General features: G+C 59.6%; 18 protein-coding genes, 2 pseudogenes and 1 riboswitch. Of the genes and pseudogenes, 10 read left to right on the plus strand and 10 right to left on the minus strand.

Annotation, left to right across the window (positions count from 1 at the left end; all coding sequences use genetic code 11):
• Nucleotides 1–302 precede the first annotated feature (302 nt).
• Nucleotides 303–1,340 (plus strand): cytochrome-c peroxidase, encoded by a 1,038-nt coding sequence (locus AC0L2D_RS28380; RefSeq protein WP_473543475.1) that lies wholly within the window; start codon nucleotides 303–305, stop codon nucleotides 1,338–1,340.
• A gap of 221 nt (nucleotides 1,341–1,561) precedes the next feature.
• On the opposite strand, the gene tdh is transcribed toward AC0L2D_RS28380, so the two are convergent.
• The 5 genes from tdh to AC0L2D_RS28405 form a co-directional block, all read right to left on the minus strand.
• Nucleotides 1,562–2,596 (minus strand): L-threonine 3-dehydrogenase, encoded by a 1,035-nt coding sequence (gene tdh, locus AC0L2D_RS28385; protein WP_473543477.1) that lies wholly within the window; start codon nucleotides 2,594–2,596, stop codon nucleotides 1,562–1,564.
• 661 nt (nucleotides 2,597–3,257) lie between these two features.
• Nucleotides 3,258–5,603: a 5-methyltetrahydropteroyltriglutamate--homocysteine S-methyltransferase gene (gene metE, locus AC0L2D_RS28390; protein WP_473543586.1), complete on the minus strand. Its 2,346-nt coding sequence runs from the start codon at nucleotides 5,601–5,603 to the stop codon at nucleotides 3,258–3,260.
• 116 nt (nucleotides 5,604–5,719) lie between these two features.
• Nucleotides 5,720–5,918: riboswitch (cobalamin riboswitch) on the minus strand.
• Nucleotides 5,919–6,305: 387 nt separating this feature from the next.
• Nucleotides 6,306–7,298 (minus strand): adenosine kinase, encoded by a 993-nt coding sequence (locus AC0L2D_RS28395; protein ID WP_473543479.1) that lies wholly within the window; start codon nucleotides 7,296–7,298, stop codon nucleotides 6,306–6,308.
• A 106-nt stretch (nucleotides 7,299–7,404) separates the two neighbouring features.
• Complete coding sequence (gene metK, locus AC0L2D_RS28400; protein ID WP_473543481.1) at nucleotides 7,405–8,583, minus strand: methionine adenosyltransferase; 1,179 nt, start codon at nucleotides 8,581–8,583, stop codon at nucleotides 7,405–7,407.
• 54 nt (nucleotides 8,584–8,637) lie between these two features.
• Nucleotides 8,638–9,975, minus strand: coding sequence for a serine hydroxymethyltransferase (locus AC0L2D_RS28405; protein ID WP_473543483.1), 1,338 nt, complete (start codon nucleotides 9,973–9,975; stop codon nucleotides 8,638–8,640).
• Between the two features lie 102 nt (nucleotides 9,976–10,077).
• Between AC0L2D_RS28405 and AC0L2D_RS28410 the strand changes: the two genes are divergently transcribed.
• The 4 genes and pseudogenes from AC0L2D_RS28410 to AC0L2D_RS28425 form a co-directional block, all read left to right on the plus strand.
• Nucleotides 10,078–10,260 (plus strand): hypothetical protein, encoded by a 183-nt coding sequence (locus AC0L2D_RS28410; RefSeq protein WP_473543485.1) that lies wholly within the window; start codon nucleotides 10,078–10,080, stop codon nucleotides 10,258–10,260.
• 392 nt (nucleotides 10,261–10,652) lie between these two features.
• Complete coding sequence (locus AC0L2D_RS28415) at nucleotides 10,653–10,820, plus strand: hypothetical protein (protein WP_473543487.1); 168 nt, start codon at nucleotides 10,653–10,655, stop codon at nucleotides 10,818–10,820.
• A gap of 65 nt (nucleotides 10,821–10,885) precedes the next feature.
• Nucleotides 10,886–11,503: pseudogene (locus AC0L2D_RS28420) on the plus strand (type IV toxin-antitoxin system AbiEi family antitoxin domain-containing protein).
• Nucleotides 11,496–11,800 (plus strand): annotated as a pseudogene (locus AC0L2D_RS28425) (nucleotidyl transferase AbiEii/AbiGii toxin family protein); the annotation flags it as partial. The pseudogenes AC0L2D_RS28420 and AC0L2D_RS28425, both read left to right, overlap by 8 nt.
• Nucleotides 11,801–11,941: 141 nt before the next feature.
• Here the strand turns inward: AC0L2D_RS28425 and AC0L2D_RS28430 are convergent.
• The 4 genes from AC0L2D_RS28430 to AC0L2D_RS28445 form a co-directional block, all read right to left on the minus strand.
• A complete protein-coding gene (locus AC0L2D_RS28430; RefSeq protein WP_473543488.1) occupies nucleotides 11,942–12,373 on the minus strand; it encodes a PIN domain-containing protein in 432 nt (143 codons plus the stop codon).
• The gene (locus AC0L2D_RS28435; RefSeq protein WP_082827325.1) at nucleotides 12,370–12,669 is read right to left on the minus strand and encodes a hypothetical protein; all 300 of its coding nucleotides are present in this window, start codon (nucleotides 12,667–12,669) and stop codon (nucleotides 12,370–12,372) included. The genes AC0L2D_RS28430 and AC0L2D_RS28435 overlap by 4 nt, the downstream gene beginning before the upstream one ends.
• A 579-nt stretch (nucleotides 12,670–13,248) precedes the next feature.
• Complete coding sequence (locus AC0L2D_RS28440) at nucleotides 13,249–13,584, minus strand: helix-turn-helix domain-containing protein (protein WP_473543490.1); 336 nt, start codon at nucleotides 13,582–13,584, stop codon at nucleotides 13,249–13,251.
• A 437-nt stretch (nucleotides 13,585–14,021) separates the two neighbouring features.
• Nucleotides 14,022–14,930, minus strand: coding sequence for a BRCT domain-containing protein (locus tag AC0L2D_RS28445; protein WP_473543492.1), 909 nt, complete (start codon nucleotides 14,928–14,930; stop codon nucleotides 14,022–14,024).
• A 612-nt stretch (nucleotides 14,931–15,542) separates the two neighbouring features.
• Between AC0L2D_RS28445 and AC0L2D_RS28450 the strand changes: the two genes are divergently transcribed.
• A complete protein-coding gene (locus tag AC0L2D_RS28450; protein WP_473543494.1) occupies nucleotides 15,543–15,836 on the plus strand; it encodes a hypothetical protein in 294 nt (97 codons plus the stop codon).
• A gap of 370 nt (nucleotides 15,837–16,206) precedes the next feature.
• On the opposite strand, the gene AC0L2D_RS28455 is transcribed toward AC0L2D_RS28450, so the two are convergent.
• On the minus strand, nucleotides 16,207–16,728 hold the full coding sequence (locus AC0L2D_RS28455) for a helix-turn-helix domain-containing protein (RefSeq protein ID WP_473543496.1): 522 nt from the start codon (nucleotides 16,726–16,728) through the stop codon (nucleotides 16,207–16,209).
• A gap of 1,262 nt (nucleotides 16,729–17,990) precedes the next feature.
• On the opposite strand from AC0L2D_RS28455, the gene AC0L2D_RS28460 reads away from it, so the two are divergent.
• The 4 genes from AC0L2D_RS28460 to AC0L2D_RS28475 all read left to right on the plus strand — a co-directional run bounded on the left by AC0L2D_RS28460 (nucleotide 17,991) and on the right by AC0L2D_RS28475 (nucleotide 24,691).
• Nucleotides 17,991–18,587, plus strand: a complete 597-nt coding sequence (locus AC0L2D_RS28460) for a DUF6088 family protein (protein ID WP_473543498.1) — start codon at nucleotides 17,991–17,993, stop codon at nucleotides 18,585–18,587.
• 1,907 nt (nucleotides 18,588–20,494) lie between these two features.
• Nucleotides 20,495–21,364 (plus strand): hypothetical protein, encoded by an 870-nt coding sequence (locus AC0L2D_RS28465; RefSeq protein WP_473543500.1) that lies wholly within the window; start codon nucleotides 20,495–20,497, stop codon nucleotides 21,362–21,364.
• A gap of 242 nt (nucleotides 21,365–21,606) precedes the next feature.
• Nucleotides 21,607–23,298, plus strand: a complete 1,692-nt coding sequence (gene virD4 / locus AC0L2D_RS28470) for a type IV secretion system ATPase VirD4 (protein WP_473543588.1) — start codon at nucleotides 21,607–21,609, stop codon at nucleotides 23,296–23,298.
• A 319-nt stretch (nucleotides 23,299–23,617) separates the two neighbouring features.
• The gene (locus AC0L2D_RS28475; protein WP_473543502.1) at nucleotides 23,618–24,691 is read left to right on the plus strand and encodes a type III secretion protein; all 1,074 of its coding nucleotides are present in this window, start codon (nucleotides 23,618–23,620) and stop codon (nucleotides 24,689–24,691) included.
• Nucleotides 24,692–25,027: the final 336 nt, after the last annotated feature.

Here is a 25,027-nt window from a genome sequence, read left to right on the forward strand (position 1 = left end):
AGAAAGCTTGTAGACCATGAGCCGTGCATGCGCCGGGGGCAGAAACCTTGCCGCATTAAACAGGTGGGCTTTGCGGCAGCATGTGGCGACAGGCAACGGAACCGACCAAAATCTCAGACGAAAACAGCGATTGCGCGCACCCACCATTAAAATCCGCCGTGGCGATGAACCGCAGTCACTGTTCCCGCCGCTCGATTGGCTTGAACGGCAGACACGATTCTCTCGATCCGCTGATCTAGCGCAGGGCGTTCGCAAGCCGCATGTGGAGAATGGGTTCCGTGCACATCGTAAGGACTCCATCTATGAAAATCCTGTTCCCTGCGATAGCTGTTGCGCTGGTCGCAGCCACGGCTTTTGCTGCGCGGTCCATTCCACCAGACCTCAGAGAAACGGCACTGGCCATCTTCAAGCCCTTGCCACCCATGCCGGCGGTCACCAACAACCCGAACACGCCGGAGAAGATTGCCCTCGGCAAGGCCCTGTTCTTCGATCCACGCCTCTCGTCCTCAGGCGTTTTCTCCTGCAACTCGTGCCACAACCTGGCCACCGGGGGCGACGACAATCGTGAAACTTCGATTGGCCATGGTTGGCAGAAGGGGCAGCGCAACGCGCCGACGGTGTTTAACTCTGTCTTCAACAAATCGCAGTTCTGGGACGGTCGCGCCGAAGACCTGAAAGCTCAGGCCAAAGGGCCTGTACAGGCCGGTGCCGAGATGGCCAACACATCGCACCAAGTGCTCGAGACGTTCAAATCGATGCCGCAATATGTGGAGTGGTTCCATTCAGCTTTCCCGCGGGAGGCCGAACCCATCACCTTTGATAACCTAGCCACCGCACTCGCAGATTATGAGGCGACGCTGGTCACGCCGGCCCCCTTCGACGCCTACCTCAATGGCGATGACACCGCCATCGGCCCCGAAGCGAAACAGGGCCTGGCCCTTTTCATCGAAAAGGGCTGCTCGTCCTGCCATTCCGGTGTCAATCTTGGTGGGAATGGTTATTATCCATTCGGCCTCGTTGAGAAGCCTAGCGCCGACATTCTCCCCGAGAACGACAAGGGACGATTTGCCGTCACCAGCGTACCAGAGGATTCCTATGTTTTCCGCGTGCCGTCGCTGCGCAATGTAGCAATCACCGCGCCATACTTTCATTCGGGCAAGGTCTGGGACCTGAGAGAGGCGGTCGCGATCATGGGCACCACCCAGCTTGGCCAAGAGCTGACCCAAATCGAAATCGATCGGATCGTTGCCTACCTTCATTCGCTGACCGGAAAGCGACCGGAGATCACATATCCCATCTTGCCGCCTGAAACGCCCAGGACACCTCGGCCTCGATCCTAGGCATTGGGAAGCAGACGATGGGGCCTGTGAGCATTCCTTAACCGATCTGGGCGAATTGCTACGAGCATCGTCCGATTGGTCCGCCTACGTCGCCGACATTGAGCGGCGCACGTTGGGGAGCAGCCACTGTTTGCACCAGCCATGCTCCCGCGCGGGGAGATCGACGGCAGGCCAGGGTGGTGTCCCGTCACCACCTTCGCAAAATCACGCCGGCCGTCGCCCTACCAGTCCATCACCACCTTGCCCGAACTGCCGCTGAGCATCGCATCGAAGCCGGCTTGGAAATCGTCGATGCCGATGCGGTGCGTGATCAGATCCGAAACATCCAGCGGGCCCTGCACCAGCGCGATCATCTTGTACCAGGTTTCGAACATCTCGCGGCCATAGATGCCCTTGAGATGCAGCATCTTGAAGATGACCTTGTTCCAGTCGATCTCGAAACCGGTCGGCGCGATGCCCAGAATGGCGATCTTGCCGCCATTGTTCATGGCGTCGATCATGTCGCGAAAAGCGGGGGCGGCGCCTGACATTTCGAGGCCGACATCAAAACCCTCGGTCATGCCGAGCGCCGGCATGACGTCGCGCAGTTTTTCCTTCGAGGCGTCGACAACATGCTGGACGCCGAGTTTTTTCGCCAGCGCCAGCCGCACCGGGTTGATGTCGGTGATGACGACTTTTCGCGCGCCCACACATTGCGCCACCAGCGCGCCCATGATCCCGATCGGCCCGGCGCCGGTAACCAGCACGTCCTCGCCGACCAGATCGAAGGAGAGTGCCGTGTGCACGGCATTGCCCAACGGATCGAAGATCGCCGCGATCTCGTCGGGCACATCATCGGGGATCGGCACGACATTGTGCTGCGGGATCGCCAGATACTCACCGAAGGCACCCGGCCGGTTGACGCCGACGCCGAGCGTGTTGCGGCACAGATGCCCTCGCCCGGCGCGACAGTTGCGGCAATGGCCGCAGACGATGTGGCCTTCGCCCGACACGCGCTGGCCGACCTTGTATTCGGTGACCGCTGCGCCGAAATTGGCAACGGTGCCGACGAATTCATGGCCCGTCACCATCGGCACCGGCACCGTCTTTTGCGCCCACTGGTCCCAATTGTAGATGTGCACGTCGGTGCCGCAGATCGCCGTCTTCTTGATCTTGATCAGCACGTCGTTGGGGCCGATCTCCGGCACCGGCACCTCTTCCATCCAGATGCCCGGTTCGGCCTTGGCCTTCACCAGTGCCTTCATCATGTCAGACATCAGGTGCTCCTTACAACTTGGTTGGTTCCACTCCTCCCGACTGCTCGGGTAGCCTGCATGACGGAAAGATAGGCTCGGAGAGCACAGCTGAATTCTTGGACCGATCGTAATGTCCACGGGGGCGTTTGTGTCGAAGCAACACACCACCGCGAGCCGTGCGCGCGTGAAAAGCTCTGTCCTAGCGGAACTTCAGCAGGAGCGGAGCACACGCCGTGCCAGATGCAGCCGGCTTCAATTGAAACGATGAGGAATGGTCGCAGCTTGCGGCTGGGCGGTATGGCTATTTTGTCGATGTCCGCCACATGCGACGCAGTCAAATCGACACCGACGCTCTTGATGGGTCGACCTCGCCGCCGATATCTCGATAGTGCCAGTGCTCAGGCGGCATCTGCAAGCGTTGATCCCTCGCGTCTGTCGGCCGCTGGCCCTGTGAGGCAGAAGCTCACGGACAAAACCGCCTTCCTCCATTTCGAGGCCGAAATCATCCGTCCTCGGACCAGAATCGGCGTCCCAAATCGTGCCCCGCCGCTCAGCCGTCCAGCGGCCTTCGGCTGGACGACAAGGGTGGACTCGCACGCGTCGACCGACGTCTTCGCGGCTTTTCGCTGCCGTCCTTTCTGCCTCAAATTATCCGCGAGGCCCGCGGGTCACATGTTTGCCGTCACAGTGGCCCAGCGGCCTGCGCCTGCACTTTCTCCCGCAGCGCGCAGGCTGCAGCGATCATGTTGATGAGGGCAGGGCGGACCTCTTCCCATTTCCTTGTTTTGAGGCCGCAGTCCGGATTCACCCACAGTTGGCCGTCCGACAGTCGCTCGCGAGCCAGTTGGGCAAGATGCAAGATCTCGCCGATCTCGGGGACACGTGGCGAGTGAATGTCGTAGACGCCGGGACCGATTTCGTTCGGATATTTCGACTTGGTGAAGGCGTCCAGCAGTTCCATTTTGGAGCGCGACGTCTCGATTGAAATCACGTCCGCGTCCAGTTCAGCAATCGAGTCGATGATTTCATTGAACTCCGAATAGCACATGTGGGTGTGAATTTGAGTCGCGTCCTCTACACCCGTCGAGGCGAGCCGGAAGCATTCGACAGCCCAGCCGAGATAATGCTTCCACTCGGACTTCCGCAGGGGCAAGCCTTCGCGAAACGCAGCCTCATCGATCTGGATCACTCTTGCGCCAGCTCTTTCGAGGTCGGCCACTTCATCGCGCATGGCGAGTGCAATCTGGCGGCAGACCTCGGCGCGAGGTACGTCGTCGCGAACAAAAGACCAGTTAAGAATCGTCACTGGGCCCGTGAGCATGCCCTTCACCGGCTTTTTCGTCAGCGACTGGGCAAATTGCCACCAGAGAACCGTCATCGGATTGGGCCGCGATACGTCGCCGAAGATGATGGGAGGGCGCACGAGCCGGGAGCCGTAACTTTGCACCCAGCCATGCTGGGTGAAGGCGAGGCCGGACAACTGCTCGCCGAAATGCTGCACCATGTCGTTTCGTTCGAACTCGCCATGTACCAGCACGTCGAGCCCGATCTCCTCCTGCCAACGGACGGCCCACTCAGTCTCCTTCTTCAGGAAGGTCTGATAGTCGATATAGCTCAGCCGACCCTTCGCATGAGCGGAGCGTGCCCTGCGCACCTCGGGCGTCTGCGGGAAGGACCCGATGGTCGTCGTCGGGAACAACGGCAGGGCGAGCGTGTCAGCCTGGACTCTCGAGCGCTTGGCAAATGCGCTCTTTCGTTGCTTCATGGCGCCGTCAATGCTGCTGACTCGCCCGCGGACGAGCGGATCATGGGCCTTTGTCGACATTGCGCGCGCGGCGGCCGCCTCATCAGAAGCCTTCAGCCCGCCTGTTACGGCCTCCCAGCCTTCGGACAAGGCTTGGGCCAGCACGAGCAGCTCTTCAGTCTTCTGGGCGGCGAATGCCAGCCACGAACGGACGTCTACAACGAGCGCGGTCTCCATCCGCAGGTCCATCGGCACGTGAAGCAGCGAGCAGGAAGGCGCAATTTCGACGCGGTCGAGCGGCCAACCGGCGATGACCGGCTTGATGCGGTCGAGAATGGCGGTCAGGTTCGCGCGCCAGACATTGCGGCCATCGATCAAGCCAAGCGAGAGCACCAGATCCTTCGGTGCGAGCCGACCAATCGTCTCCAATTGCTCGGGAGCGCGCACGAGGTCGAGATGCAGGCCCGCCAGGCCCAGCGAAACCGCGGTCTCGAGATTGTTTCCCAACGGCCCGAAATAGGTAGCCAACATAATTTTCAACTTGGGCGCGGCATTCGACAGCTGGCCGTAGGTGAATTCGAAGGCAGCTCGTTCGTTCGGGTTAAGGTCGAGCACAAGCGCCGGCTCATCAATCTGCACCCAGTCGGCCCCCGAGAGTTCCAGCCTCTGCAGGAGTTGCTCGTAGACGGGCAGCAGCCGCGGTAGCAGCGCTATGGGATTAAAGCCCTGATCGGGAGACTTCGCCAGCTTGAGGAAGGTCACCGGTCCAAGGATGACCGGGCGTGTATGGATGCCGAGCTCTTTTGCCTCCAGAAAGTGATCGACTGGTTTGGTTGACGAGAGGGCGAAGGTCTGATCGTCGCCCAGCTCCGGCACGATGTAGTGGTAGTTCGTGTCGAACCATTTGGTCATTTCCATCGCGGTTACGCGCTGCCCCTGAACTGCATGCCCGTGACTGGCCTGTCCGCAACCCGCGGTATCGCCTTGCGTGCCGCGCGCCATCGCGAAGTAGATGTCGAGCGGGACCTCGCCGCCCGTCCAGCCGTAACGAGCTGGCACGGCGCCGACCATTGCCGCGGTGTCGAGCACATGGTCATAAAGTGAGAAATCGTTCGACGGGATTTTCGACACGCCGCGGTCGTGCTGCTCGCTCCAACTGGCGGCACGCAGTGCCTTCGCCGTCGCCAGAAGGTTGGCAGCAGACGATTTTCCGGACCAGTAGCTTTCGAGAGCGAATTTCAGTTCTCGCCGGCGACCGATACGCGGCACGCCAAGCGTTGCTATGGGAACTTGCTGGGAGACATTCATTCCATACCCCGATGGTTGGGGCGGGGGGCAAGGAAGGCGCTAGCAGGCCGGCATCAACGCCGAGCTGCCGCAGCCACCAGACACCCCGCCTGTGGACGTTGTTTACCGAGGCAGGTCTCCTGGCTCGCGGGTCACAGCCTCTGCCCCGTCTTCCCGGGGCATTCGCCCCAATGACATTGTTGGGTTTGGCTCGCCGCTTACAGTTGCGGGGGCAGCGCCGGCATGTACCGGCTTCCCTCTTAGCTCCGCTACGGCAACGCCTTGCGGAGAACCACGACATGCGAACAATCGCAGCAGCCCAATTTCTTGTCAATTCCGTATAAAGAAATGTTTATGTGTTTATGTGAATTGTTCGCCTGCGGCTTGTTCCACGTCCCATGTCGCCGTAGAGCTGAGCATTCTGCGGCTCCGATGTTTGCAGACTGTGGCTCGCCCCTCGGGCAATCTGCCTCTTGTACGATCCCGTCTCAAAACGACTTCGTCAAAGGGCGCGTGTTGGCCATTCATCATCGGGCGGCAGTACTGGCCCGAAGTGCGCCAATGTTCCTGAGCCTCAACAATCAGAAATTTGGAGAAAAACCGGCATGCTTCTCGGACTGGTACGCGTTCGATTTACACGCGCTTGCCTGGACAGCCTGCAAAAGGGAAAGGTGGGCAATACGTGGCCGAGATGCTGCCCTACAACAACCCCGCCTGCTCAGCCTCGCGGCGCAAATTTTGCCGTGGCCGGGGGCCGATCTGCTGGATCACCAAGCCGGCCGCCAGTGAGCCAAGGTCGCCGCAGGTTTGCAGGTCGCGGCCTTGCGTATAGCCATGCAGGAAGCCGGCGGCATAGAGATCGCCGGCGCCCGTCGTGTCGACCAGTTCCTTGATCGCGGTCGCCTTGATCACCACGGTCTCGTCGCCGCGCACGATGACAGAGCCTTTTTCCGAGCGGGTCACGGCGGCTATCCGGCAATCCTTGCGGATCTGCGCCAGCGCCTCGTCGAACGAGGATGTCTGGTAGAGCGATTTGATCTCGTGGCTGTTGGCAAAGACGATGTCGACCGTGCCCGAACGCATCAGCTCGAGGAATTCGTCGCGGTAGCGGTCGACGCAGAACGAATCCGACAGGGTCATCGACACTTCGCGGCCCGCCGCGTGCGCCAGCTTCGCCGTCTGGCGGATTGCCTCCTTGGCGCGCGGCGGGTCCCACAGATAGCCTTCGAAATAGGTGACCTTGGCGCCAGACGCCTTGTCGGCCTCGACATCCTCAGGGCCAAGCTCGACGCAGGCGCCGAGATAGGTGTTCATCGAGCGCTCGCCGTCGGGCGTGACGAAGATCATCGAGCGCGCCGTCGGCGGCTCACCCTTGAGCGGCGTGGTGTCGAAGGCGACGCCCTGCGCATGGATGTCGTGGGCGTAGATTTCGCCCAGCGCATCGTTGGAGACCTTTCCGAAGAAGGCGGCGCGTCCGCCGAAGGAGGCGACGCCAGCCGCCGTGTTGCCGGCGCTGCCACCCGAGGCCTCGATCGCCGGTCCCATGTGGCTGTAGAGCAGCTCGGCGCGCTTGGTGTCGATGAGGTTCATCGCACCCTTGATGATGCCGTTTGTCTCGAGAAAAGCGTCGTCGCACTGGGCGATGATGTCGACAATGGCATTGCCGATGCAAAGCACGTCATAATCCGGCATCAATGTCTCCGCCTTGGAACCTGCCGGCTTTCTGCCACGCCCGACCGGGTGTTTCTTATGAGTGTGGAATGGGTCGCCCTATGCCGACGCGTCCAATACCGGCGCCTCACGCGGCTGCCGGTCCTGCCTCTCGCAACAGCTCGTCAGCTCTGTCCGTCTTTTCCCAGCTGAACTCCGGCTCTTCGCGGCCGAAGTGTCCGTATGTCGCGGTCTTGCGGTAAATCGGCCGTAAGAGATCAAGCGCCTTAATGATGCCTTTCGGCCGGAGATCGAAAAGCTCAAGGACGGCGCGCTCGATCCTCTTTTCATCAATCTTTGCGGTTCCGAATGTATTGACGAGGACAGAGACCGGCGCGGCGACACCGATCGCGTAAGCAAGCTGAACCTCGCAGACCTCCGCAAGGCCGCTGGCAACGACGTTTTTTGCGACGTGCCGCGCCGCATAGGCGGCCGATCGATCAACCTTCGACGGGTCCTTGCCCGAAAAGGCGCCACCGCCGTGACGCCCCATCCCGCCGTAGGAATCGACGATGATCTTGCGTCCGGTGAGCCCGCAGTCGCCGCGCGGCCCACCGACCACGAACCGGCCTGTTGGATTGACCAGGAACCTTATCCTCGTCGTATCCAGGTCGTCGTGAGGCAAGACCGGCCTTATGATCTCCTCAATGACGCCTTCGCGGACCGTGGCTTGTGAGACCTCCTCGTCATGCTGCGTCGACAGGACTATGGTATCAAGCGCTACCGGGCGCAAACCCTCATAGCGGACGGAGACTTGAGATTTAACGTCCGGGCGAAGCCAGCCAAGGCGTCCGGTTTGGCGCACCTCTGCCTGTTTTTTTGTCAAATCGTGAGCAAGTTGGATTGGCAACGGCATCAATGTTTCGGTCTCGTTGCACGCGTACCCGAACATGAGGCCCTGATCCCCTGCTCCCTGATCGAGATCCTGCCCTCGTCCCTCGTCGACGCCCTGGCTGATGTCGGGCGACTGCTCGGTCAAGGCCAAAATCACGGCGCAACGACGGCCGTCAAAGCCGATCGCATCGTCGTCATATCCAATGTCCAAAATGATATCGCGGGCAACTTGGCTGTAATCGATCTGCGTGTGGCTGGTGATCTCGCCAGCCAGAACGACCATCCCTGACTTCACCAACGCTTCACAAGCAACTCGGGCCTTAGGATCCTTGCGAAGGATCGCATCAAGCACGCCATCTGAGATATTGTCGGCCATCTTGTCGGGATGTCCCGCGCCGACGGATTCGGAAGAGAACACGAATTGTCTGGTCATGGAATGTCCTCGCTTCAAACGTTGGAATTGGATGTGACAGTTGATCCGGCCGCCTTACCTGTCGGAGATGCCAGGCACGTCGAACGCAGCGCAGAAATCGGCAACGTCTCTGCGCACGCGGGCATGGACGTCCGAATCATCGGGCTGGCGGCAAACCAGGTCGATGAAGGCTGCGATCTGCACCATCTCCGCCTCGCGCATGCCCACAGACGTTACTGCTGGCGTGCCTAAGCGTATGCCGCTGGTGAGCGCGGGATGGCGCCGGTCGCCCGGCACCATGTTGAAGTTCGTAATGATCCCTGCTTGCGACAATCGCTCGGCATAGTCTTTCCCAGACAGCGGCCGGTCCCTAAGATCAAGGATCAGCATGTGATTGTCAGTGCCCCCAGTGACGAGTTCATAACCTCGCTCCAGAAGCGCCTGGGCCAGAGCCTTGGCGTTGTTGACGATCTGCTGACCGTACACACGGAAGGATGCATTGCCTGCTTCGTGCAGAGCGACAGCAAGCGCGGCAATCGTATTCATGTGCGGTCCGCCCTGGAGGAGAGGGAACACGGCACGGTCTATGCGTTTGGCCAGATTGTGTTTGCTCTTGGAATGGTAGAGCGCCTGATAGCGGTCTTCATTCCTTGACAAGATGAAGCCACCGCGAGGGCCGCGGAGCGATTTGTGAGAGGTGCTGGTGACCCCATCGCAACGGCCAACAGGGTTTGGATGCACTCCTGCGACAATGAGGCCGCTGATGTGGGCGATGTCGGCCACCAGATAGGCGTTCACCTCCGAAGCAATGTCGGCCATTGCCTCGTAGTCAAAGATGCGCGGATAAGCAGTTCCGCCGACCCAAATGAGCTTCGGTCGTTCCCGTTTGGCTGTCTCGCGCAAGCGGTCATGGTCAATCTGCTGTGTCTTTTCGTGCAGCCCGTACGGAACTCGCTGATAGTCAGTGCCGGAGAAGTTCACCGCCCAACCGTGCGTCAGATGCCCCCCGCCGGGGAGGGTCAAGCCCATCATCTTGTCTCCCGGGCACAACAGCGCTCGACAGACAGCCTGATTGGCCGGCGAGCCGGAATAAGGCTGCACGTTGGCGTGTTCACAGCCGAACAGCGCCTTCAATCGCTCTATGGCGAGGTTTTCAAGCTCATCGACAATCTCGTTTCCGGCGTAGTAGCGCGCGCCGGGATATCCCTCGGCATACTTGTTGGTGAAAATAGACCCGGTCGCTTCCAGCACCGCGGAGGACGCGAAGTTCTCCGAGGCGATAAGTTTGAGGGTCGTCCGCTCCTGGCGCTCCTGTCTTAAAAGCAGCTCGTGAACGCGAGAATCTGCGACAGCCAGGTGAGGCCACTCGCAAGTGCCAAGCTCCGCGATGGCGCCGCCAGTCGAATTGTTCATGTCAGCTTCGCGCTCCATTGAGACTAAGTTTCAGGACAAGCAGGCGGCCACCTTGGACCGCGCGCCCTGTATCGCCTCCAGGCGCTGTAGGTCTTGTCTGTGATGGCCATCGCCGTGGGGCAGGAGATCAACCAACAATTGAACCAAGCCGCCGTCCGAGCCTCCTGCTTCGAGGTGGTACGAAGGCCAGGGGCGCTGTTCGTTGCCGAGAAGAAAGCCGGCTCTGGCAAGCTGGCGGACGTGTGCGACCACGTGCTCGCGAGACAGACTCAGAACTTCTGCTAGCTCGCAGACGGTCAGGTCCGCATGCGCGCAAAGTCCCAGGATTCGAAGTCGATCAAGATGAGCCGCCGCCTTTAGGCGCCTGACCAGTGTCATCATCGGCTGGCAAACTTCCTCCATTTGGCGTCCTCCCACTCTTTCAGAGGCAATCTTGTCGTCCGACAAGGCCAATACGCCGACCGCATCGCAGATCGTTTTCCGATATGCCACGGTCTCGACCCGCGGCCCAAATGATAGGCTCAACGTACATATTCTGAGCGGTTTAGAGTGCTAAAAGTCCGCGATTTTCTTTGAAGGATCTGTTGCGGCACGTGCATACCGGATGCGCCCCAGCACAACGGCGGCTGCGCGGTAAGGCCGGCTTGCGAAGATGCGGCGTACGGCCGAGGCGCTTCATGCGCCGGTCGCCGCGCGATGGGACGCTCAGCATTGACGGGGATGAAATCCATCTTGTCCATGGCTCCGATCTCTGTCCCGATGAACCACATCCCAAGGAAACCGATATCCTGCTCGAAGGGGTCGCCGTCCACGGCGAGCTCAAAGCATGGCTGCGGCGCGGCTGACGATTGGCTTCCATTGATTCTCAAAGGTGATACAAATCCTCAAACTGTAACCCCTTAGTTCCGAGATGTCGTATCAGCCAGAGCCCGCTGCCCTGCGCCAAATCGCCCACGCAGTTCTGACAGTGCGCGAATCGCGCGTCTCGCGGAGCTGCGCAACGCCGGCGTAACAGCGGCCACGATGAGTCGCATGGAACGGGATGGGGAGGTGCTCCGGCTCGCACGCGGCCTCCACCAACTCTCCGATGCGCCGCTCGACGCTAATCATAGCCTAGCCGAGGCTGCCAAGCGCGTACCCAAAGGCGTTGCCTTGTGTCAGCCCTGGCATTCCACCAGCTGACAGATCAGCTTCCGAGACAGGTATGGTGGCCATCGGCCAGAAAGACTGGGCTCCCAAACCCGAGGCACACCCATTCGCATCGTGCGTTTTACCGAAATCTGCTCAACGACAGCGTCGAAACTCATGTTGTCGAGGGCGTGACCGCAAAGGTCTTTGGGGTTGTCAAAACAATCGCGGACTTTTCCGATATCGCAACAAGATCGGCCTGTCGGTGGCGATCGAGAGCCTCCAGGAAGCGCTTCGCCAGCGCAAGGCCACGCCCGGCGAAATTGGCAGGCAGGCTGAGCGTGGCGGTGTCGCCACGGTCATCCGGCCGTATATCGAGGCGCTGACTGCCAATGGCTAAAGAGATCAAGAACATCGGAGCCTCAGTGCGCGCACGTCTGCTGCAACTCGCCAAGGCAAGTGGCCAGACCTCGATCTGGTTCTGACCCGCTTCGCCCTGGAGCGGCTGCTTTTCCGGCTTAGCCAGTCACCCCACGCTGACTGCTTCGTGCTGAAGGGCGCGATGCTGATGATGAGCTGTTCGAATGATCCGCACCGCGGCACACGCGACCTTGACCTGCTAGGTTTTGGCGATCCGAGCGCGGAGACGATGCTGGCGACGTTTCGGGAGGTCCTGGCGCAGGACGCTGGCGCTGGCGCGTTTGGCCATCTGTATTGCATAACAATGGGCGCAGCCTGCCCGTAACGATCGAGCATCCTGCGACTGAGTTCCAAGCGGAGTCCACTCTATCTGAGTTTCAGCCATACCGTCCCGAGCATTCCTGGACCCGCCGCCGCATCAGACCGCTCCGCGTATCGGATTGATGACCTCGAGCCCGGCAAAGTGTTTTTCGTTATCCGTTACCAGCACGCACTCGTTCGCTCCGGCGACAGCGGCGATGATCATGTCGAGCCCGCTGCGCGGCTTGCCAGCCGCTTTTCCTCCTGCCATCAGCCGCGCCCAGATCAGCCCGGCCTTGTCGTCGAACGAGAGGATGCGGCCCGCAAACAGCGCCTGCGGCCCCTCAGGCCCAGAGAACCATTTGTCGAGTGCGTCGCGTTTTTTCCCGCGCGGCTTCTCCAGAACCCCGCGAAGAATTTCCGCAACGGTCAGCGAAGCGATAAACAAATCCTCGTCACGCTGACTCGACATCCATGCCAGGAGCGATTCCGACGGCTGCGATTTGACGACATTGCTGATGATGTTGGTATCGAGGAGGTAGCGTGTCACAGGTCGATCTTCCGTCCCTCTTCATGGGAGCGGGAAAGATCGAGGTCGGCTCCCACCAGCGGCGAACGACGCAATGCGGCGAGGATCCCGCCAGGCTTGGGTGGCTCGCCCGCGATGGTCTGGCTGACAGCAGCGCGCAGGCTAGAGGCATCCGGCCCATCTTCGGCCAGGCGGCGAGCCAAAGATCGAATAAGGTCGCGATCGGCATCGCGGCCAAGCACTTCGAAGCGCGCCAAGCCGCGCTCGCTAAGGCGAGATCGATAGCTTTGAATGGCGCGTCTTTGCGAGCTGCCCATAGTTGCCTCCGACATATTTCCAGTAATATAACCAGAACGCAGGGTTTGATCAAGGCGCTGGCAGTCCGGCCGGTACCCCCTTACGGTTGGATGGCATCGGTCTAGGACGCACGATATATGTTGGGCGACGGTATTTTTTGACGAGCGTCGAGCAGGCCGCCGGGCGGCCGCGAGGTGCAAAATCGTCCAACCGGTCGCGATAGTTGACGAAACCTCCAAATATTTTTTCGGCGATTTCCCTAAAATCAAAAGCGTGACTTTTTGACGCCTCAGGGTCGAAATGTTCTCGTTGCCAGAAAACATTTGGCAGTCACTTCAATGCGTTCGTTGTTTTAACAACCGCGTGACCTTCGTTGAGGGGCTTCGATCCGGCTCCTGTTCCGAGCGGAGGACTATCCCCGCTGACATGCGCCCGACGTGTGGGCTGAGCGCTGCAATCACGGCGCAGGCAAGAGCCGGCCTCCGGCGAGCGTCCGGATCCTTAAGCCATGCACCGTCATACTCGAAGAGAATGGTCTCGTTGATCCTCGCCAGTCCGATCGGCGTGTGCGGCCGTCCAAATCGATATGGGCCTCGAAGTCAGCCATTGCTGGACGAGCCGGTTGGCCGCTTGAGGTGGACATGCTTGGGCAGGTCGGCGCTGGCGAGCACCTGACCGACGCTGTCGTTGCTGATGTCGGCTACCTGGCTCAGGCCGTCGAGGAGACCGAGCGCTTGCAGAACGCCGGCATAAATGCCGACGCTGACGTTGGTTTCTCCGGACTCGACGCTTTGCTGCGTCGAGCGAGACGTGAAGGCGCGCTCGGCGACGACCGCCATAGGCAGCCGTCGGCGTCGACGGGCATCATGGATGTTCGCCCCAAGCTTGCGCAGCGCGCGCCGCACCGCAGCAGGAGGATTGTGTGGAGTGGGCATTCTGTCACCTTGGTGCTACAGATTCACCCATTATGTAGCACGAAGATTACAAATCTAGCCTTGAGGCCCCCATCTCAATAAAGAACCAAGGTTCTATCTTACCGCCGTCCTGACGGCTCGATCGGGACCTCCGGACGTCGGCCATCGCGGCGACCGTGGTTTTCACGTCAGCGGAGCTCGCTGGGCCGACCCTCGACGTGAGTGAAAGGGCCGTCTGTCTCCGTCAGTATCCGATCGATGGGCAAGTCGCACACGAGAGAGCGGCCACGATCCGAACGGTCATCTCGGCATGGACGGAGGAATAGCAGCCGAGCGCCACGTCGAGCCAGTTTTGCTTAAAAGTGTGGCGAGCGCCCAGAGCCCCGTATCACGATTCACTAAGGCTCAGGTGTTCAGGCTCCGCGCTTCCGATCAGGCTCTCAAGCGTATGGAGGCGGTCAGAAACCCAACGCTTTGGCCAGCATCGGTTCAAGAACCAGATCCGGCCGACCTCCCTTTTCGCGAAGCTCCATTGCCCTGATGATCTTCGTGCCTTCGTGGCTGTGCTTCCAGTCCCGAGACGCTTCGGCCGCGACGACGAGGTAGTCGGTCTGGCCGCAGACGGTGTCCTTCCAATCACCGCCGCGTTCGCAAATCCTCGCAGCGATTGCCTTTCGCGGGCCGATGGCGAATTTTCCCGTGAGGACGAACATCCGGCTCGGAATCACGAACTGGCTTGCGTCCTCCAAGGCGCCGTCAATGACACCCACATTGCCGAAGGTAGGCAGCCCCGTGTCTGTCGCGCTGTCGCCGACAAGACGGGCAATCCACCCGCATATGTCTTCTGCCTCCTCGGCGGTTATGCGACCGTCAGCAAAAGACCTTCTGGCAGTTTCTCCGAGAGATGCCACGCGGCTGTCTCTGCGCAGGACCACACTCGAGTCCAACCTGGACAGCAGTTTTTCGACCTCTGCTGGCGTGATGGAGTTGTCGCAGGCGATGCCGGCACAGAATCCGTAGAACTCGTTTACTTCGTCCTTGTCGTCAGCGGCGATCAACTCCCGTGACCTTATGCCGATTATTGTTTCAAGGACCGCGTAGATCTCTTCGGGCGCGTTACCCCAAATATCCAGATCGCGGATGAGCTCGGCAGCATCATCGTCGTGAAGAAGGGACAGGAACTGCTCAGCTTCGACCCTGAGTGGCGGCATCTCCGCCCGCTCCACCTGCTCGCTGGCCATCACGCCCTTCAAGAACCCGAGCCAGTACCCCAACGCCTTGCGGTGATTTGCCTGCGCATGGACTCTACCGAGCGCGGCCCCTTCGTGTTCGAGTTTACCGCTCCTTCCGCGGAACACTTCAACCATTGTCGCCCCCCTCGACTCTACTTCTCGATTGTAGCAGACATCACAACACTCATCTATCCGCCGACTAGACCAGGCGTGCCGAAACCGGAAGGTTAATCCCCTTAGCTCCTTGCTTTCGGAATGGTAAGGCCAGGTTGCCACCGCCAGGAACGGCGTTTCGCCCGAGCGGCCGACTAAAGAAGGCGCTCTGGACTCACCAAGGATCAGGCCGCCTGAACCCGCTCCGCCTCCGACGCGCTCTGTCCCTCGCGCAGCCGTGCTCGTCCTCAAGGGAACGCTCCGCTCAAGCCCTTGCGGAGTGCGCGCGCCTGCGCTTGACGGGACGCGCGACGGCGGCTCCGGGGATCAGGCTTGGTTCCAGACCGCTTCGCGCGGGAACCTTAAGCTCGCAGACCGCTTTCGCCCACTATGCCGACACTGTTCTGTCCCTGGCGCAGCCGTGCTTGTCACCTTTGATTGCATCTGCCGAATTCTCGCGTATCCTGCGGCTGCGCATGTGAGCACAAGGTGGCGCCTGGCGCTTCGACGAGCCACCCCTACAAGAACCAGCGTCGGCATGGCGACCGAAAATGCTGAGGCAAGAGACCGCCACTCCAGAAGGAAACGTTCGTCATGGATACCCATGCCGTTATTGCGTCCCTGCCAGTCGCCGGGGCCGACCGTAACTTGCTTATCGAGGCCGCCAACGCCGCGTTCGAAAGGATCATTGAGCGGATTGAGCCGGCCAACGGGAAGCTGACTCGGACCCTTTGGGACGCCGAGTCCTATATCGATAATGAAATCACGGCAGACATGTTGCCTATTTCCCGGGACGAGGCTGCGTACCTCGTCGATGTGTTCGCGGTGCATCATGTCATCGGATTAGCTGTCGCAGCAGACGAGGAGGCCGCTGAATCCCGGCCGTGAACCTCCTAGGAGGCAGCTGGATCTGCCTGCTGCAATCGCGGCCGCGCGATCAATGCAGTGACCTTTGCCGCCATCTCTTCAAGGGTGGCGGTGAGCCGGTTTATCTAGGAGGCGGTGGCAGCCAGGTCCGGGCCGTAGCGGGGACGAGATATTCCGGTTCTGGCTAAGGGACTGGAGATGCTTGGCCGTCGCGCGAAGGCGCAGGTCCGCCTCCAGGGCGTGCTCCGTGCGTCTCGACAGGTCGTGCTGGATCTGATTGGGATTATGCCCACCATGGAGCAAAGCGCGGTCGGGCTAGAGTTCATTGGCATGCCGAGTAGCCGCGCGATGGAGGGGCCGTTCCGACGGCCCTCTTCCCAGACTTAGATTACTAGGGAGACGGCGCCGCCACTTCGTCCTCCATGTCGAGCGATTTTTCGACTGCCTCCGGATTCCGGGCGATGGTCCAAAGCAGAGTATTCGCCGCTGCATCCGGTTCCGAGCGACCTTGCTCCCAGTTTCGAAGCGTTGCCAGATCGAGGCCATACCTCACGGAGAACGCCTCCTGGGACAGCTTGGTGCTATCCCGAACTTCGCGAACGCTTATCGGCCGCGGCGCATGAACCTTCGCGATCACTCCTGCGGATGAGAGTTCGTCCTTCAGTGCCCGCAGGTCGTCGACGCAAGGAACAGTCACGAACGCCTTGCCCTGATCGACCATCTCCGTGAGGACCGCATGGGCCGTCCTCAGCGGCAGCTGTCTCCTGACGAGAACCCGAGCAGCCTCAGGAGTATTCGCGCTGTGTAAAAAGCCGAGGCTCAGCCGGACGGGAAAGCCTGACGACACCTGGACGACGTCCCGGGTTCGCACCCGTTGTCCGAACCGCTCCACGAACTTCGATGTAGTCGACATTAAGCTTCTCCGCGATCACTCGACCGAGCTTGCGCAATTTGGACCAACCCCATTGGACCTCGGCGTCGCCCCCAATATGGAGGTCACGGACAACAAGATGGTTGCTGCCCATCTCAACATCCCCCAATAGCTGAAGCACGCCATCGGGCGTGACGACATCAAAGAGGAGGCATGGGTCCTCCGGAAGTCAGCGTCGTCCACAATCAGTTCGATTTCATCGGGCTGCACCCGCTATCCCTACGCAAGTTGCTTATGGAAAGTATGTCGGGTGCTGGTGAGGGTCAAGGCTCGCCGATCTCCGAATTGGCGCGATGCCGGAACAGCCGATCGCGCCAACTTGGGGCTGCCGGGCCGCTCGGACGAGGTGAAAACTCACAGCTGCGAGCTTGGCCCGGGAGCGCCTACGACCTGGTGATCCGGAGTAGACACCGCCATCGGGTCGCTTGCAGCCTTGACATTCCTCCTTTTGGAGACCTTCAGCAACGCAACCTCCAGGGCTGCCAACGACCGCTTTTATTTCGGGTTGAAAAATTCACTTGCCTGCTATGTCGCCTAAAATCGATAAACGGGACCTGAGAGGAACCCCGATGACGAAGACAGCTGTACGCACGCGTCGCGGCCAAGGCTATCCGTGGGCAAGCGACGAGAACCGTTCTCAAATTGGCTGAGAAATTGCAGATGCGTCGCTTGGCCAGGATTAACGCCGTCCTGCAGAGGGCGGAAGAATCCGGCCTGCGCGCTGAGAAGGACCGCAGGATTGCGGGACGGGTGAGTGCTGAGCTCATTTAAAGGCCAAAGCTCGAACCGGATTGATATCTGATGCCGAGCTCGTCGCGCGTTGGCCAATGTGGCTTTGACGACTTCGCCGAGACCTTCAGGAGAAACACGGGGAACTGTGGATCCGACGCTGAAGTTCGGATTCTGAATTGGCCGATTTCGACTTTGGTGCGGCCGTAAGATGATCGCGATTTGATTCCCAAAAACCCTTTGAGCCGCGGCCCCGACATGGAGCTGCCGATCATCGGCAACCTCGCCGGGCCTGAAGTTGCGGGCGAAGGCGGCAATGACTCGACCAACTTCCGCAGTCGCCTTACCCTCGATGCCTCATTCATCCACGCAGGAAGGCTCAAAGACCTGCTAATTTGGGTGGCATATAGCGTCCAGATTTGGCTATAGCCCGTCTTGAACTGTTTCTTTGCTATCAATATGATAAGGGCCAATTCGGTCAGAAACTCGAATCTTCTCTCTGACAGAGGTATGCCATGGAAGAGGTCACGCGAGCGGTTCGAATGCGTACGAAAAGAGCCAAGGAAGGTGCTTTGCTCACTTCGAAGGAATTCGTGGGCTCTGGAAACCGTGCGGCAGCCGATCAAGCTCTGAGCAGACTTGCGAAAAAGGGCGAACTGGCGCGCGTCTACAGGGGAATGTACACGCCCTCCAGGAAAACGCCGTATGGATATGTGCTGCCGGAAGCGGAAGCGGTCGTGAAGTCGTACGCTTCGTTGTCAGGTGAGAAGGTCGTCAATTCCGGTGCTACGGCGGCGAACCAGCTGGGCCTGACGACACAAGTTCCGGTTCAAAAAGTCTTTCTCACAACCGGAAAGTCGAAGACCCTGAAACTTGGCCGCCACACAATACGCCTCAAGCACGCGCCCGCTTGGATCACGAGCCTGCCAAAGAACAGGTCGGGCGAAGCCATCCGGGCAATCGCGCACCTTGGCCGGGCTAACGGTGTCCACTACGCGAAATTGCTCAAGAACAGACTGACCCCCGAGGAATGGACTCGCGTAGTCGCTCTCAAGGCGAAAGTGCCCGCTTGGGTACATGCGGCGATCTCGAAAGCAGAAAATGAGCGGTGAATCCTTCTTCGATTTGAAACGTAGCCCTGCCGTTCATGCCGTCTTCCCCAACGGTCTATAGCCCGATCCCACACTCGGCCGGCTCGCCTCATCTGCATAGTCCCGACTCGGGCCGTTCCGTCATTCCGGCATCGACAACAAACGGGACGGCCTTGCCCGGTCACGAAAATCGGCGAGCCTTTTGCATCAGCCCGCAAGATTGAAGCGAATGACTTCTGCTTCGGATGCCAATGTGCTGATACACCCATCCTCGTTGTGAGCCCTTCCGAAGGAGATGGTCGAGCTGGATGTGGTCGCGCAACGCCGGCTGGCGTGAGTTGGTGAGACGCCCGGCGCCCCGCGGAAACAACAGCCGCCCACCTGCAGAGCTCCCGACAAAACCCAGCAGCGCCCCGCGGTTTCCGAAACGTCCAGTCACGTTTGCAATGCGCGTGTTGGAAACGGTGAATCTGGGACACATTGCCGCCACGATTTGGCCGCGGGGATGCCACACGTTCCGACGACATAGCCGGCGTTGCCCAGACGGTTCGGTTCGGCACCGGCTCAACAAGCCCCCCGCCCTAGGGTCAGTGCCGGACCGAACCACTCTCATCTTGAGGGACTCAGTCCGAGCCGTGAATGCGCTCAGCAGAAGCAAGCTGATTCACTTCATTGACGCGCGGTCTCCTAAATCGCACAGGGCTGCAAACACCTGCACAGGTTTGAGGCGCGCCTCGGCTTCAGGCGAGAGGCAACCTAGGCCGGCTATACGACCCTCAGTGTGAGAGGCTCCTTCAAGTAGCAACTGACGCTTAGTCGCTAAGCACGCCTGCATACCGGTGGCCGCTCCCGATGCTCCCCTCATGGTTGGTATCCTCAACCGTGGCTGATGATCCAACGATCTTGTCGATTTGATCCTGGTAGATCTCGGTCACTGTGCCTGGGCTCTGGCTGCAGATTAGCTCCATGTTCCCGTAGGTCGTGGCCGAAAAAAGTTGGAATCGCGTCCCAGACTCATGCACAGTTGGCCCCGGACAGGAGCGCGATAAACTGACCGTTTTGGTGAATTGAAGTTTTCCGTGAGTCCTCCATCGTCAAGAGCGTGGAAGGCGAGGGGATGTTGCAGCAAAGGATGTTAGTCGGCGCCTGGATCAATGCGGTAGGGGCGCAAAGCTGCGCGGCAATTGCAGCCGGTCATGTTGCTGCGGAACTGGTGCTGAATATACCGTCCCGTTCCAAGATGGCGGCGCCTGGCGACTCCCGTTGAGAAAAGCCGGGCACAAAGGGATTGGAGACGTCGCGATCGCCCAGCCGGCGGTTGGCTCGCCAGCGGCTGGTGCGACGACGGCGGCACTCACATCGACAGGCGGCGGTGGAGGACGGGGTGGCATTGCCGTGCAATCCGCCCGCACGATCTTTCCCGTCGAACCTTTGCTCCTCGCCTGGCGCCGGCTGCGACAGGAGATTGCCGCCGCCTTCAGTAGGAATGCCTTGGTCGTGGCACGCTACAGCGGTGGCATTGGCGCGGTGCTGCGCAAATTGCCGATCAGGTCCGACTGATTTCCCTTTCAGACGACACGACAGCTCGGCCGCGCTGATCAGCCGGAGTAAGCGATCCCCGTCATCGAGACCTCGAGCATGCAAGCCTGCGCTCAAAGGAAAAGCTGCTGCGCGCGATATCATGCCTCTGCAAGGATCGGAGCAGTAGGCGACAGGCGGCATCGGCGTGCCACGCGTGCCGTCGGGCTGCGAAACACGCATCGCCTTTGAGGCCAACTTCATACTTGTTTGGATAGATGGGCTCTCGGCGTGGCCCGGAGAGCTGGGAGAAGCCTCTGCAAGACTACAAGTGTAACACCATATTGGTTTAGCAGATCAAGCTTCGGTGGTAACCACCATGAAGTGGAAAACGCCTTGGAGGCCGAGCAATGGATCGCGATAGCAAACGTGCAGCTGGAAGTTCATCCCGCGAGGGGAGGAGGGCCGACCGGCGCAACCACGATGGCCTTCCGGGCGGGCCACTGACCAATATTGCAGAACGGCTAGTAACTGCTAACCCGCGCGACACAGGACGCGATCTTGGGAGCTTCAAATCCACCGAGAGGCAAATGCGACGTGCCGTTCAGGACATGGCACCCGGGCAAGAATCTGACCTCAGCAGATTTGATAGGCGCAACAACCAGCTGGGAGGATCAGCCAACGTTCTGGCCGACAGATTGACGGCCGGATTGGGGTTCAACTCGGCTGATTTTGCATTGTTCCAAGTCCAATCTGCTAGTAATGTAGCCCATTTTTTGGGACCCCAGAAGCAGACTGCTCTTATTAATCGCATTGGCGACATGGACCCAATGGAGAAAGCTCTAGGGGTCATGTTTGTTTCGCAAAACTTCAGTAAGTTTAATGATGAAAATAAATCTCGCATTTTTGACCAGGCGATTGAATTGGCTGCTGATCCTCATCAGCACCAAATGGTCAAGGCGACCGCCCAAAATGCTATTGTCGCCGTGTATCACCAGTTAGACGCAAATCAACAAGCGCAAGCTAACTCACTTCCCCACCTGCATGGCCTGTTGCAGAACATGCCTCCGCCGCAACATGCAGCGGAGGAACGGAATGCGAATTTGGACGGCCACATAGCAGGTCTTGAAGCTGAAGTCCGTGCGACAGTAGGCCCGCCAACCTCCCGTCAACAGCTGCGGCGGGGTGGTGAAATCGGGCAGTCCCTAAGTCACGCCTATAATCACGCCCGCGAGGATCTGATGGCTGCCTCCAGAAGCAGAGATCGCTCCGGCCGTTGAGGTCTCGGGCATGGTAGTGACGCCTTCTCCCCGAATTCCGTTCGGCCTTGCCATTTCCAATGCGCTGGCCGTGGATGTACCTGCCTTTCGGTAACTTTCAGAAACACGTCTGCCGGGTGGTGCGATGCAAGCATCGCACCACCCGCTGAGGCATCGATCTGAGGAGCGCGACGTCGCGCCACGTCGGTTCGGTGTCTAAGAAAAGCGCAGCATTAGCTGCGGCTAATCCGGCAATGGAACAAATGCCTTCAACAAAGACGACGCCCCCCAACATAGCCATTAGCATCGCGTGCTCACTCGCCTTGGGCTTCTGCGCGGCAAGTCTGTACGCAACATTCCGCCATGGTGGTAGCGGCGAGGCTTTGATGACGTTTGACATCCGTGCCTTTTGGTTCGAGACGCCGTTCTATCTGGGTTTCGCAACTCCTGTATTCTATCGGGGCGTAGCTATCGTGCTCGCCACGTCGGCGGTCGTCTTGCTGATTCAGCAGATCGTATTGCGGCGCAAACTCGAACATCACGGGACGGCGCGCTGGGCGCGAGTGGATGAAATGCGACGAACCGGATATCTGCGTCGATATCGTGGCGTGACAGGGCCGGTATTTGGGAAGACGAGTGGCCCTTTCTGGCCTGGCTACTACCTGACCAATGGCGAGCAGCCTCACAGCCTCATCGTTGCACCGACCCGCGCCGGCAAGGGCGTCGGCATAGTCATTCCAACGCTACTTACATTCAAAGGCTCAGTGATAGCTCTGGACGTCAAAGGGGAGCTCTTTGAGCTCACCTCGAGGGCGCGCAAAGCCGCAGGTGACGACGTATTCAAATTCGCGCCGCTGGATTCGGAGCGGCGCACCAACTGCTACAATCCGCTGTTGGATCTTATAGCGCTGCCTCCACAGCTGCAATTCACCGAAGCCCGCCGCTTGGCCGCAAACCTGATCACGGCCAAGGGGGAGGGCGCGGAAGGTTTCGTCAGCGGCGCGCGAGATATCTTTGTCGCGGGGATTCTTGCCTGTATCGAGCGGGGCACGCCAACAATCGGCGCCGTCTATGACCTCTTCGCTCAGCCGGGGGAAAAGTTCAAGCTCTTCGCGCAACTCGCCATGGAGACCCGGAACAAAGAGGCACAACGCATCTTCGACGACATGGCGGGGAACGATACAAAAATCCTGACCTCCTACACGTCCGTCCTCGGCGATGGCGGGCTCAATCTGTGGGCGGATCCGGCTGTAAAGGCAGCTACAAGTCGCTCGGACTTTTCGGTCTATGATCTTCGCCGTCGCAGAACGTGCATCTATCTGTGCGTCGGTCCGAACGACCTTGAGGTGATCGCGCCTTTGGTACGCCTGTTCTTTCAGCAAATCGTTTCAATCCTACAGCGGTCGCTGCCCCGCCAAGATGAAAAGCACGAGGTTCTATTTCTGCTCGATGAGTTCAAGCACTTGGGTAAGCTGGAGGCGATCGAGACCGCAATTACGACTATCGCGGGCTACAAGGGACGTTTCATGCTCATCATCCAAAGCCTTTCGGCACTGACGGGGGCTTATGGAGAGGCTGGCAAGCAGAATTTTCTCAGCAATACCGGCCTGCAAGTGTTCATGGCCACTGCCGATGACGAGACCCCAACCTACATTTCCAAAGCCATCGGTGAATACACGTTTGAAGCCAAGTCGATTTCCTACAGCCAGGCGCGAACGTTCGATTGGAACATTCAGAATTCGCATCAAGGTGCACCGCTGCTGCGTCCCGAACAGGTTCGGCTGCTCGATGAAGACTACGAGATTGTTCTCATCAAGGGCCTGCCACCATTGCAATTGAGGAAGGTGCGATATTTTTCGGACCGCATCCTTAAACGCATCTTCGAAAGCCAGACAGGCGCCCTCCCGGAGCCGGCACCCTTGATGGAAGCTCATCCAGATGACACTGACGGTTAAGCGCCCGTTCGCGTATCCCGTCCTCGGCGATCAGAAACTCCACAACAGGTGAACGGCTATGGGAATTTGCATCTCCAAATCCTCCGGATCGACTCGACATGCCACACATGACACGGAAGAGTCCCCGCGCGAATCAGCGGCAGCGCCGAGGGTCTCCCTAGGCACGCCTGCCGACAGGTTGCGACGGGGCGGAGATGCGCCTCTGGAGCCACATCAGATCCAGCAGGCCGCCTATCATATGGGAGCGTGTGTCGTCGGTGACGACGTCACCAGCCCGATAAGACTCGCGACAGCGGGGCAAACTGTTCACGACGTTCGCGTGCTGCTCAAGCATGGCCGGGGAAACGTTAAGGTAGACGACATTCCCTCTCACGGCCACAACAGCATCGGATCGGCGGTTGCAATGGTGGGAGCAGACGCCAACATTAAGGTTGCATTGGCCGTAGTCATGGGAGCGGCGTGCTGCAATCAGACCGCTCCCCTTTCCGCTATCGTCCACGCCCCACACATGGCGGCCGACGAGCGGAGTGTGACCTCTAGTGCTTCCGTGTCAATGAAAGAGATAACCCACGAAGGTGATGAGATCCCAGTCAAGACGGGTCACATTTGGAACGAACTGCGGCGCGGAAGCCGCGACCCGAGGTCGACCGTGGTTATGGATGCCTGGGCCAACGGTCCCGCTGTTCGGTTGAAAGACAGCGCATGGAGTGGAGTGCCGGTCAAGGAAGGTCATTGGTCGATGGACAAAAGCGACGCCGAATTCCTGAAAAACCGTGTTGAGGGGTTGATTCCGTTCGTGCATCCGGACACAAATGAACAGACTGCCCACGATTTGCGCCGGAAGCAAAACGCACCCGTATCATGGGAAAAATATGCAGAAGTACAAGTGATCTCACCCGAGTTCGCTGATAGTGTACGCAACGCATTGTCCCGTATTCCTGGAGACCATCAAAAGGAAATCGCATCACTGATGATTCAGGAAGCCTACGGAATGGATCCTTCCTCGCGCACGCACCAAGACGCAGTGGAATCAGTTCTGGTGGCCGTCAACCAACTGGACTCGCTGCCCCGGCCTCCTGTCGAGCCGCCGCAATTGGCGGCGTATCACCAGTTCGACGCAAATCAACAGGCCCAAGCTTACGCAGTTCCCGGCATGCAAGATGTCTTGCCGCACATGCCTCCGGCGCAGCATGCAGCAGAGGAACGGAATGCGAATCTGGACGGCCACATAGCAGATATTGCAGCTTCAGTCCGTGATACAGTAGGCCCGCAAACCTCCCATCGACAGCTGCGGCGGGGTGGTGAAATCGGGCAGTCCCTAAGTCACGCCTATAATCACGCCCGCGAGGATCTAATGGCTGCCTCCAGAAGCAGAGATCGCTCAGGCCGTTGAGGTCTCGGCCATGGTAAGTGACGCCTTCTCCCCGAATTCCGTTCACGGCCTTGCCCTTTCCAATGCGCTGGCCGTTGATGTACCTGCCTTAGGGTAACTTTCAGAAACACGTCTGCCGCTGGTGCGATGCAGCATCGCACCACACGCTCCGGCATCGATCTGTGGAGCGGCGACAGCGCGGGGCGTCGCTCCGGTGTCAGAGAATGGCTAGTCCGGCACTGGAACAATGCCTTCAACAAAAAATGACGCCCTCCAACATAGCTTTTTGAGCTTTTCACCGGCACGGACAACTGGCCGGGTTCTTCAGCACCCTCGGTCGCACGGTTGTCCAGGACG

This window comes from Mesorhizobium sp. WSM4833, assembly GCF_055811095.1.